We start from the raw sequence: 13253 nt of genomic DNA on the forward strand, positions 1-13253 counted from the left end.
AGATGGATATGATCACCTCCCCCACGATATCATAGAAAAAAAGATTATGTCCAATGGATGGGGCGATATTGTTGAGAGTAGGAATAGGTATTAAGTGAAAAAAATGTTGTAATATATTAAAATAGCAAGGAAAAATATTCAAAAAAAATGGTGCTGAAATAGTGCTATTAAAAACAGTAGGATATACTATGCAAATAAATGCTGCTCAATACGGTAACAGCTGAAGAACGAACTGAAATACAGGCTTAAAAATGTGACGTAATGCTCCGCTGAATACGAGCGCTAGGATGACGATAAACCCGAATTTTTCAAGCTTCATATATTTGATAGCAAGAGTATTGGGTAGAAGACAGACCAGGATTCGGCTGCCATCAAGTGGCGGCACAGGAATCATGTTAAAGATGCACAGGACGATGTTTATTTTGAGGCTGATAAAGAGCATTTTGCTCAAAGGCTCAAGGGTATAGAACATGTTTTGGGGAGTTACTGAAACGAGAAACGGCGTCAGGTGAATGAGTACTATTGATATGGCGGCGAGTAGAAGATTGCTCAGAGGACCTGCTATAGCGACCAGTAGCATGCCCTGTTCAGGCTGACGGAAAAATCGAGGGTTAACCGGTACAGGTTTAGCCCATCCTATCATTTGGGTAACAATTAATGTGAGTGTCCCTAAAGGATCAAGGTGTTTGATTGGGTTTAGGGTCAACCTACCGGCTTGCTGAGCCGTGGGGTCTCCTAATCTCCATGCTACGTAACCGTGCGCTAACTCATGTAAGGTTAATGCCACAAGTAATGGTGGAAGCAGAATAATAAGTTGTGATAAATACTGTGTTACATCAGACATATGATTAATTGCTAAACGTTTTATGCTGTTTGATGATGAATGAATTGTTTCTATATGTAGATATCTATTCTAATCATCAGATTTTCAATGAAAAGCTGCTCATAGCGGATAGTTCTCTTGTATATATGCAATTTCTTCTTCTTTTGAAGTTACTTTACCGTCAAGGCGCATATCCAGCAGGTCGTTGAGCATTGTCCTGAATGTTGGTCCAGGCTGATATCCCATTGCCATGAGATCGCGACCCGCAATGAGTGTTTTGGTCTGGCGGAGATCGGTGACATAGTTGGAAACAGCTTTCTTTACATCGCTTTTTCTGGCGATTGATATCATGTAGAGCAGCCCTTCTATATCGAGTTCCTGGAGTAACCAGTAAATCTCACTGTTGCTGAGAACGCTCCTGCGGGCAAGCAGATTGGCAGCTTTGTCAGCGTGCATTTTTTGTATAATCAGCGTTTCTGCAGTTTTCGGATGAACAAGAAAGCGCTTGCAGAAGGCTTCAAGCACATCTATTTGTGACCTTCCCATGATTGCGAGCAGATAGACCATCCAGGTAGAACATTCCTCTTTGAGGTAGAGCAATTTATACCAAGAAATCGCCCGCTGAGCCTGTTGCAGAATATGGTGAAATCTCCGATCAATCTTCAGATGTGGTCTGAGATCAGGCCAGAGGAACTGGAACAGGTTGAATTCAGCCAACCGTTCAATGGCTGGAATGGGGTTTTCTTCTGAAAAAATCTGCCGTATTTCAGAAAATAGTCGTGTATCTGTGGCTTTGCCAAAAAGCTCCATCTTAACAGCATTACGTATGAGTCGTGCTGTATGGGGAGCAATGATGAAATCCATACGTTTTTCAAATCTGATCGCCCTGAAAACTCTACTCGGGTCCTCAACAAAACTCAGGTTATGCAGAACCTTCACTTGCTTATGTTTGAGGTCATTCTGGCAGTTGAAGAAATCAATTAATGTGCCAAAACTGGCTGGGTTGAGCTGAACAGCCATGGCATTGATAGTAAAATCGCGCCGATAGAGATCGAGCTTTATAGATGAAAGCTCTACAGTGGGAAGTGCTGCCGGATATTCGTAATATTCGAGTCTGGCTGTGGCAATATCTATCTTAAATCCATCAGGCATGAGAACCATCGCCGTTGCGAAACGCTCGTGGGTACGGTATCTGCCGTTAAGTCGACCTGAGAGATGTTTGGCAAAGAGAATACCGTCACCTTCTACGACGATATCAAGATCCAAATTACGTTTTTTGAGTAACAGATCACGAACAAAACCACCGACAGCATAAGCGTTAAAGCCAACCTGGTCAGCCACTTCACCGATAACCTGAAGCAGCTCAATCATCTGTTTTGTGAGACAATCTATAATCAGGCTGTTGAGGTTACGCTTTCTTTCAAGAGACGGATATTCCGTTTCGTGGAGAAGATTTTTCGGCAGATGGGCGGGATCGTTAACCAGATGGTTGAGTAAATCTGTACGGGTGATGACACCTTCAAGTTTGCCATCCTGCAGAATCGGAATGAGTCTTTGCCGATTCTCGATGATCAGTTCCTGAATATCGGAAAGTGTTGCATTGAGTGAAAGAAAATCGATATCAGTCGACATGTATTCCCCCACCTGCAGATTTCCGAGGTCATGGTGAACTGACTTTTCGATAACCTGTCTGGTTATGATACCGACAATATTCAGAAATGGGTCGCCTGTCTTACGGCTGGCAGCGGATGCTTCTACTGGGACCGAGTTTATTGAGTAGCGATTAAGTAAGGTCTGGGCATTTTCGAGGGTGATATCAGCAGGTATGGTTATTGCCGGAGTAGACATTAATTCGCGGGCAATAGGTTGCGGGCGCACATGTCTGTGCAGTATTTGAATGAGTTTTTCATGTGCTTCGATCAGCGTCATGTCTTTTACTGTTGCAGAAGCCGCTGTGGCATGGCCGCCGCCACCCATATCGCGGGCAATGACACCTACATTGATATCCGGGATTCTGCTTCTTGCAATAAGATAGATACGTCCGGCCATAGAGATAAGCGCAAAGAGTGTATCAAGGTTCTCCATCGCCATAAATCGACGAACAATGAGTGCAAAATCATCTACATAGTCAGTAAGAGAGTGGGTCACCACCACAATGGGAATAGATTGAATTGTGTATTGAGTGGCGGTCTTCATCAGATCGTGCAGCAATTGAACCTGCATGGTAGTTAGTTCGTAGGTGATGAACTGTGACACGATGTCGAGTTTGGCACCTTTTCGTACGAGCCAGGCTGCAGCTTCCAGATCTTCTGGGGTGGTGGTGAGGTGAGTCAGTGAGCCCGTATCTTCATAAATACCCAGGCAGAGAATGGTTGCTTCTTCAGGAGTGATATCAATTTCCCGTTCGCGCAGGAGCTGGGTAAAGATGGTTGAAGTGGCTCCAAAATCTTTGACGACTTCAACTGTTCCCTCAAGATCACCTGGGCTCATCGGGTGATGATCGTAGATATGTATTTGGGTTTTACCATTATTGATACACTTGGCAAAGGCGCCGAGTCGGTCAGATGATCGGGTATCAACAATGATAAGTGTCTCAATTTTATCGATATCAATGGTTTTTAATTTTTGAAAATCATAGCGGTACAGTAGGGTTTGAGAAATGAAATCCCGTAGGTTTTTTTCCTGAGATCCTGAGAAGGCGAGTACAGCATCTGGATACAACTTATGGGCTGCAACCATGGAAGCCATGCCGTCAAAATCGGCATTAAGGTGGGTGGTTATTACTTGCATCAGATTGGTGTACTTTGCTCGGTGGTGCACAAAAGTGCTTTGATATGAAAGATATCTCTCTTACTACAACTATGCCGCCACGCCCTTGATGCTTCGGCTATGAAATCAGCAGATCCATGAAATAATCGATATAATATTGATTATATGTACACGATTTCATCCCCTTGGATGAAACTTTTTATGGATATTTTTCAATCGATCCTGATCGACGTGGGTGTAAACCTGTGTTGTTGATATGTCTGAATGACCAAGCATCATCTGGACAGCCCTTAAATCTGCACCTTGTGAGAGCAGATGGGTTGCAAAAGAGTGTCTGAGCATATGTGGTGAAATTTCTTTGTCAATACCTGCAGCAAGTGCGACTTTACGAATAATCTGCCAGAACCTGAGGCGAGTCATACAACTGCCGCGGTTGGTAATGAACAGGTAATTTGAACGTCGCCCTTTGAGGATATGCTGCCTGGCATGATCCATATATTCTTCTATCTTGTCACGTGCCTGTGTGCCAAACGGAATAAGGCGCTCTTTATTACCTTTACCACGAACACGGATAAAGCATGAGGTTAGATTACATGAGGAAAGCGGTAAGGTGACAAGTTCAGAGACTCGCAGGCCGGTAGAGTACAAAAGAAAGAGCATCGCCAGATCACGACGGGCAATAGGCGTCAGGATAGCCGGGGGCTTGAGCAGAGTGTTGACTTCGGTAATAGAAAGTGCTTTGGGGAGCGTGTGCCCGCTTTTCGGTAAGTCCACCATTGAAAAGGGGTTAGAGCCGAGAATATTTCGCTGTGTTAGAAAGTCGAAAAATGTCCGGAGTGAAGACACACGTCTGGCATTACTGCGATGAGAGATATTTTCTTTCAGGCAGTGTTCAAGAAAACTATGGATGAGCTTTATATTGACATCCCGCAACGCTTTTTTTCGTCGCGCGATAAGGAATGTGAAAAACACATTGATATCAGCCGAGTAGGCGATAACTGTGTTCTCCGCAAGCCGCCGCTCTGAGATTAGGTGCTGCAGGAACAATTCATGTGCTGCTATAAACTGTTCAGGAAGAGTAGGCGGCTTGGTATTTCCGGGAGACCGTATCACAATCTGTCAGTGTTTAAAAAGTTTGTATAAACTTTCTAACCCAGCTGAGCTGGATAAGTGCCTTGCTTATAAGTATACGTAATCTGTATAAGAGTAATTTGCGTTGCCCTTATTTTGTCAGATTCAACAGTAAAGGCACTAAACATCTGACAAAATTAGTTCGCCCTTCTGAGACGGTTGAACTTGCGAAGCTTTCTACGAGCTTCAGCCTGCTTGCGACGTTTTTTTACGCTTGGCTTCTCATAGTACTCACGACGCTTAAGTTCTCTTTTAATACCGTCAATCTGCAGTTTCTTTTTCAGCTGGCGAATTGCATATTCGAGATCACCTCGAACTTCAACTTCAATCATCTGGGTCTCCGTTTTGGAAATTATTCAATAAATATAAGCGGACTATGCAGGAAGCAGCATATCCGCCCAATATAAAAAACACACGACAATAACCTTGTTTATATATAAAGTAGATTCCTCTCTGTCAATCCCTTTCTGGGGAAAACAGTCAAAATCTGTATGGTGACAAATGACGAATATCACCTTTTTTCAGAGGAAATTGAATCATCCTCAGGGAATATCTTTCCTGGATTCATAATATTGAGTGGATCAAAGAGTGCCTTGATCTGTTTCATGACAGTAATGGTGGCAGGATTTAGCTCGAGAGGCAGAAATTTCGACTTTGTGATTCCTATCCCGTGTTCTCCAGACAGGGTGCCGTCGATGGAGATGGTAAATTGAAAGAGCCGTTCTTTAGCTTGTTCGCCAGCAGCCAATTGAGCTGGGTCACTTTTGTCGAGCATGATATTTACATGGATATTGCCGTCTCCGGCATGCCCGAAAGTGAGGATAGTGAGAGAAAACTCTTTAGAAAGTTGCTCGCAGTAGGCGACGAGTTCAGGTATTCGGCTGCGTGGAACAGCTACATCTTCACTTATTTTATGTGGTTTCAGGTTAAATGTCGCAGGCGAGATAGATCGTCTGGCTTGCCAGAGTTGTGTAACCTCGTCACTGCTTTCCGCTCGTCGAACTTCAAACTCAGGTTCTTTGGCAAGCATATGCTGAAGTTTGTCTCGAAGTTGCTCAATTTCCTGTTTAGTCCCGTCCAGCTCAAGCAGGAGTATGGCCTCTGTGCCAGCAGGCGGAGGGTCTGTCATGAAACCTGAAACAACGCGTATAGCGGTCCTGTCCATATATTCAAGCGTGCACGGGGTGATATCATTATTAAGTATTCTGGCAACAAGCCCGGTGATTGCAGATAATGAAGAAGAACTGATAAGATATGTTTCTTTATCTTCAGGTAATGCCAACAGTCTGCATGTGAGTCGGGTGATTATGCCAAGCGTACCCTCGCTACCCACAAAAAGGCGGGTGAGATCGTAACCGGTTACCCCTTTTTCTGTGCGGGTTCCTGTGGTGATGATCTCTCCAGAAGGAAGTACGACTTCGAGGCCCATTATAAAATCTTTGGTTACCCCATATTTAACTGCGGAAGGTCCACCTGCACATTCTCCGGCATTACCGCCAATTGTGCAGAATTTAAGGCTTGCCGGATCCGGTGGGTAAAAAAGACCGACTTTTTTTACTTCTCTCTGGAGGTGTGCGGTAATTACACCAGGTTCAACTATTGCTATTTGGTTGGCGGTGTCAATTTCAACTATCCTGTTCATCCGTGAGAGTGCTATCACCACTCCACCTTTAACCGGAATTGCACCTCCAGTCATACCTGTTCCTGCGCCACGGGGAACAACCGGAAACCGATAATGACTTGCCAGCTTCATGATGGCGCTTATTTGCTCTGTAGTATCAGGAAACACAACAGCCTCGGGCATTGAAGGCGTTCCTCGACCGTCATAAGAATAACAGTGCAGATCTTCAAGCCGGGTTGTACAATGAGATGAACCAACGATTTTTTGCAGTGTATCTATGATTTCCGTATTCATATTTTGCAGATCAACAGGTTGTGTTGTGGAGGTGAAGGTGTAGAACTGGCCGTGTATGTAAAATACATCCTGGTGGTAGATAGTCCAGCGGTTTCACGGCTGAAGGAAAAGATCGATTAACACAGGGAGAGAATCTAATGCAAGGACAAAAAATCCGTATAGCTTTACTGGCAGGTGGTACATCCGGTGAGCGGGAGGTATCCCTCAACGGTGCGGCCGAAGTAGAAAAAGCTTTGCCCAAAGACAAATTCTCTGTTCGAAGGTTTGACACAGCTACCGATCTCCCGGATCTGGTGGCAGCTAAAGATGAAATAGACTTTGCGTTTATACTGTTACACGGCTTACAGGGTGAAGACGGCACAATGCAGGGACTGCTTGACCTGCTGAATATTCCTCATCAGGGGAGTGGAGTTCTTGGCAGCGCAATAGCAATGGATAAGCATCTGTCCAAAGAACTGTACCAGCTTGAAGGTTTACCTGTGGCGCAATCGGAGATTGTTACCCCGAAAAACGCGATGGCGGGCAAAGGTATTGCCAAAAAACTTGGTCTACCTCTTGTGGTTAAGCCTGTAAGAGAGGGATCGAGTCTTGGGATGACCATTGCCAAGACCGAAGACGAGCTTATAGATGGTATCGAAAAAGCACTGACCCATGGTCGTGAGGTTATGGTTGAACAGTATATCCGCGGTCGGGAACTTACCGTGGGCGTGGTGGGCAACGATACTCTGGAAGCTTTACCGTTAATAGAGATCGTACCGGGAGAGGAGTTTACCTTTTTTGATTATACCGCCAAATATAAGCCTGGGGCATCAAATGAAATTTGCCCGGCGCCGGTGAGTGAAGAGGTTACCAGAAAAGCGCAGGACTTTGCCTTGAGGGCGCATAAGGTGTTACGACTCAGGGGCTATTCGCGAACCGATATGATGCTTGATGAGAACGAAAATCTGTATTTGCTTGAAACGAACACTATCCCGGGTATGACCTCCACCAGTCTGTTGCCTCAAGCTGCGGCTGAGTTTGGTCTGCCCTTTCCTGATTTCCTGGAGCGGCTGGTTGAGCTTGGAATGGAGAAATAGCAACCTGCGGCAGAATGCCGAAATCTGCCGCAGGGTAAATGTTATATAGAGTCGCAGATAATACGATCGGGGGCATTAAAGACATTCAGTCTGTCCGGGCGTGCATAAGCCGCCAGGGTAGCTCCCGATCTACGTGCTATGGCCAGGCCGAGTGATGATGGTGCAGTGCGCGACATAATAATCGGGATTCCGATTCGGGCACATTTCAATACCATATCAGAAGTCAGCCGACCTGTGGTGTAAATGGCTCCACGGGGGGATGCTTTGCCCAGCAGAATAGCGCCCAGTACCTTGTCTACAGCGTTGTGCCTTCCGACATCCTCGTAAAATACTTTAAGGCAGTTATCCTGCCATAAGCCGCAACCGTGGACGCAGTGTGTATCATTTCCAAGATCTGAGAAGTGGAGTGACTGACGTATGAACTGGCGTATTTCCGGAAATGTTATTGTTGTCTCCAGCAGAGGTTCGAATGCACCTTCAAGCATCTCTTTAGAGATTTTACCGGTACCGCCGCAGCCTGAGGTTATGATCACCTCTTTGGGTTCGGTGTATTCAACATCAGCATACACGGCTATCCGCCCTTCAGGACAGATAATCACTTCTTTGACTTCTCCTGGCTTCGTTATGTAGCCCTGACCAAAAAGAAAACCTGCGCCGAACTCTTCCAACCCTATTGGCAGGACCATGGATGATCCGATAGTCTCATCATTGAGTGCAATGGTATAGGGGGTTTCTATAGCCACCTGTTCTTTTTGTTCCTTTCTGCCATCTGGCGTAACGATGGTGGTGGTGTGTCCCATGGTGAGAGCTGTTGAAGATTGTTGCTGGTCTGCCATATTACCCTGTTCCCTAGTGTTTTTTTAATTGCTGTGTGACATGAAAGAGTAGACAAAGTATAGACAGTGGTAGCAGATTTCAACAAGAATTATCACAGGGTGGCAATCAGAGGGTATTGGTGTTGATTGTATTATGTTATCGAAAAATGGCCCCTCCTGTCGATATTGACAAGGCTGATTGGTCTTGCTTTTAACTGAAATCTCATCTATTTTTTTAACTCTGACCGAATGCTTCCCGGAAATCTCCAGGGGATTAAGGTGCCGGTCACAGCTTGTTGAGGTCCTGCATGGTGTATTGGTATCGGATATTAATGCTGCTTTTTTGTATTGTTTGTATTTTCCACACTGACGTGTTTTCGGCTGAAAGTGGTAAAGTACGTCATCCTATTCTTTTGGGGCAGTCATGTGCCCTGACCGGGCCAGCCAAAGATCTTGGTCTTGAGTTGCGTGGTGGTCTGCTTGCCGCATTCTCCAAAGTAAATGACGAGGGTGGAGTAAATGGCAGAGAGATTCAACTGCTCAGTAAAGATGACGGATATGAGCCTGACAGGGCGATTCGCAATACCCGTGAGTTGATCACGCAAGATCGTGTACTCATGCTTATCGGTGAGGTGGGAACACCCACTTCAAAAGCGGTAGTACCGATAATTGAAAAACACGAAATTCCCTTCTTTGCACCATTCACCGGTGCTGAACTCCTTCGCGATCCGTTCAGAAAATATGTTATCAATGTAAGAGCCAGCTACTTTCAGGAGATGGAGGGCCTTGCTAACTATCTTATAGGACATCGAAATGTCAAACGAATTGCCTGCTTCTATCAGAATGACAGTTACGGATTTGCCGGACTTCGCGGTATAGAGAGAGCGCTCGAAAAACGGGGGATGAAGCTGGTCTCAACCGGAAGTTATGAACGCAATACTGTTGCCGTAATGGGAGGCTTACAAGAAATATATAAGGCAGACCCGGAAGCTGTGGTGCTGGTGGGGGCGTATTCTGCCTGTGCCGAGTTTATCAAGTTGAGTAAAACTAAGATAGGCCGGGATATGATTTATGGTAACATCTCTTTTGTCGGGACAGAAAGCCTGCGTGAGACACTTGGCGGTTATGGCAGTGATGTGATTGTCTCCCAGGTGGTTCCACGCCCGAATGACGAATCCATCCCGTTGGTGCGTGAGTATCGACGAGCCATGAGCAGATATCAGCATGACGTACCCTTAAGTTTCACCTCGCTTGAAGGATATATTGCGGGCAAGCTTTTTGCCAGGATAGCCAAGGCTGTACCGGGTGCACTTAGTAGGGAAAGCTTTGTTGAGACAATGCATAAAGTGGGACGTTTTGATCTTGGAGGGCTTGTGTTGCAGTTCGGACCGAACGATCATCAGGGGCTTGATACAATCTACGTAACGAAGATCTTTCCTGAGATCGAGGAACTATAAACATATGAGTATCCGTGACAGGGTGGCAGAGCCGGCCGGAAGGGCTATCCGCAGTATTTTCTGCCCCGAACCTGGGCCAAAGCGTATATCACTTTCATCAGCACCTTTCTATGCTTCAATGCTTGTTATCTTCGGGCTCACGCTCTTTATAGGTGTATTTTGGATGGTTAACGAATTCCAGGCTTATGAAGAGAGTATTGAGAATATTCGCAGCAATTATAATAGTCGGTATAGGGGCAGGGTTCAGGAAGAATACGGGAAAGTTGTCGATTTCATAGAGTATAAACGATCACAGACAGATCAGCGCATAGAAGAGGATCTTCGTGACAAGGTGCAGTCCGCTTACACCATCGCTTCCCATATGTACACACTTTACAAAGATGAAAAAGATATCGAAGAACTTCGGTCAATGGTAGCCGAGGCGCTGAGGCCGATTCGCTGGGACAATGGTAATGGCTATCATTTTGCCGGGGTTTTAAGTGAGGGGCGGATAGATCTTTTTGCTGACGAACCCTGGTTCGAAGGGCGCTCATCAGGTGATTTCGGTTCCATAGCAGGTAGGGATGTTATCGGAGATATCAGCAGTATTGTACGGGATAAAGGTGCCGGAGTATACCGTTATGAACTTGTAAAACCACAGTTTCCCGGCAGGACGTTTCCCAAAATTGCTTTTGTGAAGTATTTTGAACCATTTGACTGGTTTATCGGAGCCGGTATTTATACGGATGCACTTGAGGATATTCTTCAGGCCGACCTGCTTACGCGCATACAGAGTATGAGTTTTGGTAAAGACGGCGAGGTATTTGGTTTTCGACGGGATGGTACAGTTATCTGCAGTCAGGATAAACGGCTTTTAGGCCGGTCTGTAGAAGACCTTGTTGGTGCTGACGGCCATAAGTACGGCATGCAGCTGCTTGAAGCGGGTAAAAATACAGAAGGAGATTTCGTCAGCTACACGAATAATCCTGATTATGGTGATACCCACGTAAAGCTCAGCTTTGTGAAGCCATATCCGGAATGGGGCTGGATATTCGGCACCGCAATGTCGATGGAGGATATGGAAGAGGCCATATCCTTTGAAACGCAGTCATACCGTGATATCGCATTTAAAAACGTATCGGTCTTTATCATTCTCTTTGTAGTGGCAGTTACCATGCTGTTGCTGATATCCTACTTCTACTCGTTGAAAATTAAGCATGGCCTTGATTTGTTTACTAATTTCCTGCGACAGGCGACTGACTCAAAAAAGAAAATAAAAAATACAGATCTGGCTTTTTCGGAGTTTGAGGATTTGCGGTTACTGGCCAACAGAATGGTGGATGATCGCATTCAGAAAGAACTGCTTTTGCGACGTGATGAATTGCGTCTTGATACTCTGCTTCAACTTGGAATGATGGATAAATATTCGCTTCATGAAAAGTATGATTTCATTCTGCAGCGGATAGTCCAGATTACCAGAAGTCGGGAAGGGTATCTGGCAATGGTCAATAGCACCCAGACGCATATCAGCCTCTGCTCGTATGCTATTGTAACTGAGAACGGGATCGAGCAGAAATCGTTAGAGTTCGAGCCGTCACGCTCAATTGATAAGGGCGGACTTGCGGGTGCAGCTGTGAGGAATGGTATAGAAGTAATACGCAATTCATGTGAAACATTTGAAGATGCGGATCGCATATACCCATATACAGAACAGATTATCCGGCATTTGGATGTACCGATTTACAATGATGGTAAAATCGTTGTTGTGGCTGGAGTCTGTAATAACAGCAGTTCGTATGACTATACAGATGCCCGCCAGATGAAAATGTTGCTTGAAGGTCTATGGCTCCATGTATTAAAAACATGTGCTGAGCAGGAGATGACACGTCTTGAACGGCAGATTATCGCTGTGAGTGAAGCGGAAAGAAGTAGTATCGGCAGAGATCTCCATGATGATCTTGGTTCACATCTGACCGGTGTTGAACTGCTGAGTAAGGTACTTCAGCAAAAGCTGGAGCAGGACGATCCCGAAAAGGCAGAACAGGTTGGCACTATCAGGGGGTTGATCAGGGATGCTATAGAAAAAACGCGAAGGCTTGCACAGGGGTTATACCCTGCCCATGTTATAGAACATGGGCTTGAGGCTGCGATTGAAGAACTGGTTAATGAAGTTGAAAACCTGTTCAGGGTACAGTGTAGTTATTCTTTTGAGGGTGATAGAGAGTGGGTGGATAATGCTGTCGCCACTCATGTCTATTATATCATTAGAGAAGCTGTTTTTAACGCTGCACGACACGGCAGTCCTGATAATATAGGTATCTTTATGCGGACTAATCCCGAAAATTTTTCAGTACGAATTGTTGATGATGGCAGTGGTTTTGATGAAGAAATAACCAGAAAAGGGCTTGGATGTCATACAATGAAATACAGGGCAAAAGCGATTGGTGCAGAGTTGACCATCAGCTCTGAGTTGGATGGTGGGACAATTATAGCTATATCCGGAGAGGTACGTACCTGATGTCTAAAATAATGATTGTCGATGACCATCCAATTTTCAGAATGGGCATGGCTGAACTCCTCAATCAGGAAGAAGATTTTACAGTATGTGCAGTGGCTGAAGATTTTATAGGTGCCAGAAAGGCGTTGCGTGAGCATCAGCCGGATATGGCTATAATCGATATCACCCTTGCAAAAGAAAATGGCCTCGATCTTGTTAAGGAAATTGCCTCAGGTGATCGTCCGATTCCTGTGCTTGTACTCTCTATGCACGACGAATCTGTTTGGGCGGAGAGGGCAATCCGTGCAGGTGCCAAGGGGTACATTATGAAGAAAGAGGCGTCAGAATCAGTGATTACCGCTTTACGGAGTATCTCTAAAGGGCGAATTCATGTAAGCGAAAACATGATGACACTGCTTCTGGACAAACTTCATGTTAAGCCTTCCCTACAGGGAGCACCTACAGAAGAGGTGCTCACAGATCGTGAACTCGAAGTTTTCCGGTTGATCGGCTCAGGACTTTCTACCCGGGAAATTGCTGACAGAATGAAACTCGGCGTCAAGACTATAGGAACGTATCGTGATAGAATTAAACAGAAATTAGGTATTAAGAATGCGGCAGAGCTTACCCGTCGCGCAGTCCTCTGGACAGAAAAATCCCATTCCGGCAACGCCGGCTCTGATAACTCTGTAGGGTAATTCCTTACACGTATCTCCGCTCCCTCCCTACAAAAGAAAAGGTGTCGGGCTGATTTAATCTTGGCCATAACTTTTCTATAGTGCCACATATGC

Annotated in this window: 10 protein-coding genes; 4 read left to right on the top strand and 6 right to left on the bottom strand. The window is 45.4% G+C overall.

Translation table 11 applies throughout. The annotated features are described in order from the left end of the window. Positions 1–205 precede the first annotated feature (205 nt). From FCL46_RS01520 to FCL46_RS01540, 5 genes are all read right to left on the bottom strand, one after another. Positions 206–844 (bottom strand): site-2 protease family protein, encoded by a 639-nt coding sequence (locus tag FCL46_RS01520; protein ID WP_136809722.1) that lies wholly within the window; start codon positions 842–844, stop codon positions 206–208. Between the two features lie 99 nt (positions 845–943). Beyond that, positions 944–3613, bottom strand: a complete 2670-nt coding sequence (locus FCL46_RS01525; protein ID WP_136809721.1) for a CBS domain-containing protein — start codon at positions 3611–3613, stop codon at positions 944–946. Between the two features lie 156 nt (positions 3614–3769). Then, positions 3770–4705, bottom strand: coding sequence for a site-specific tyrosine recombinase XerD (gene xerD, locus FCL46_RS01530; RefSeq protein WP_228723307.1), 936 nt, complete (start codon positions 4703–4705; stop codon positions 3770–3772). 155 nt (positions 4706–4860) lie between these two features. Then, positions 4861–5052 carry a 30S ribosomal protein S21 gene (gene rpsU / locus FCL46_RS01535; protein WP_420811259.1) on the bottom strand — a complete coding sequence of 64 codons (192 nt, stop codon included), beginning with the start codon at positions 5050–5052 and terminating at the stop codon, positions 4861–4863. Between the two features lie 182 nt (positions 5053–5234). Beyond that, positions 5235–6638 carry an FAD-binding oxidoreductase gene (locus FCL46_RS01540; RefSeq protein WP_136809719.1) on the bottom strand — a complete coding sequence of 468 codons (1404 nt, stop codon included), beginning with the start codon at positions 6636–6638 and terminating at the stop codon, positions 5235–5237. A 137-nt stretch (positions 6639–6775) separates the two neighbouring features. On the opposite strand from FCL46_RS01540, the gene FCL46_RS01545 reads away from it, so the two are divergent. Beyond that, complete coding sequence (locus FCL46_RS01545) at positions 6776–7714, top strand: D-alanine--D-alanine ligase family protein (protein ID WP_136809718.1); 939 nt, start codon at positions 6776–6778, stop codon at positions 7712–7714. A 41-nt stretch (positions 7715–7755) separates the two neighbouring features. Here FCL46_RS01545 and fdhD read toward each other — a convergent pair whose 3' ends face one another. Further along, on the bottom strand, positions 7756–8550 hold the full coding sequence (fdhD, locus tag FCL46_RS01550) for a formate dehydrogenase accessory sulfurtransferase FdhD (RefSeq protein ID WP_136809717.1): 795 nt from the start codon (positions 8548–8550) through the stop codon (positions 7756–7758). A 287-nt stretch (positions 8551–8837) separates the two neighbouring features. Between fdhD and FCL46_RS01555 the strand changes: the two genes are divergently transcribed. From FCL46_RS01555 to FCL46_RS01565, 3 genes are read left to right on the top strand one after another with little or no spacing between them, the layout of a single operon-like run. Continuing rightward, on the top strand, positions 8838–9986 hold the full coding sequence (locus FCL46_RS01555) for an ABC transporter substrate-binding protein (RefSeq protein ID WP_136809716.1): 1149 nt from the start codon (positions 8838–8840) through the stop codon (positions 9984–9986). Positions 9987–9990: 4 nt separating this feature from the next. Next, positions 9991–12483, top strand: a complete 2493-nt coding sequence (locus FCL46_RS01560) for a cache domain-containing protein (RefSeq protein ID WP_136809715.1) — start codon at positions 9991–9993, stop codon at positions 12481–12483. After that, positions 12483–13160 (top strand): response regulator transcription factor, encoded by a 678-nt coding sequence (locus FCL46_RS01565; RefSeq protein WP_167506015.1) that lies wholly within the window; start codon positions 12483–12485, stop codon positions 13158–13160. The genes FCL46_RS01560 and FCL46_RS01565 overlap by 1 nt, the downstream gene beginning before the upstream one ends. The last annotated feature ends 93 nt before the right edge of the window (positions 13161–13253 follow it).

The organism is Desulfosediminicola flagellatus, from assembly GCF_005116655.2.
Classification (GTDB): domain Bacteria; phylum Desulfobacterota; class Desulfobulbia; order Desulfobulbales; family Desulfocapsaceae; genus Desulfopila; species Desulfopila flagellata.

Coding starts and splice junctions, on each gene's coding strand:
- FCL46_RS01520 (WP_136809722.1), bottom strand. CDS start 844: ATGTCTGATGTAACACAGTATTTATCACAACTTATTATTCTGCTTCCA.
- FCL46_RS01525 (WP_136809721.1), bottom strand. CDS start 3,613: ATGCAAGTAATAACCACCCACCTTAATGCCGATTTTGACGGCATGGCT.
- FCL46_RS01540 (WP_136809719.1), bottom strand. CDS start 6,638: ATGAATACGGAAATCATAGATACACTGCAAAAAATCGTTGGTTCATCT.
- FCL46_RS01545 (WP_136809718.1), top strand. CDS start 6,776: ATGCAAGGACAAAAAATCCGTATAGCTTTACTGGCAGGTGGTACATCC.
- fdhD (WP_136809717.1), bottom strand. CDS start 8,550: ATGGCAGACCAGCAACAATCTTCAACAGCTCTCACCATGGGACACACC.
- FCL46_RS01555 (WP_136809716.1), top strand. CDS start 8,838: ATGGTGTATTGGTATCGGATATTAATGCTGCTTTTTTGTATTGTTTGT.
- FCL46_RS01560 (WP_136809715.1), top strand. CDS start 9,991: ATGAGTATCCGTGACAGGGTGGCAGAGCCGGCCGGAAGGGCTATCCGC.
- FCL46_RS01565 (WP_167506015.1), top strand. CDS start 12,483: ATGTCTAAAATAATGATTGTCGATGACCATCCAATTTTCAGAATGGGC.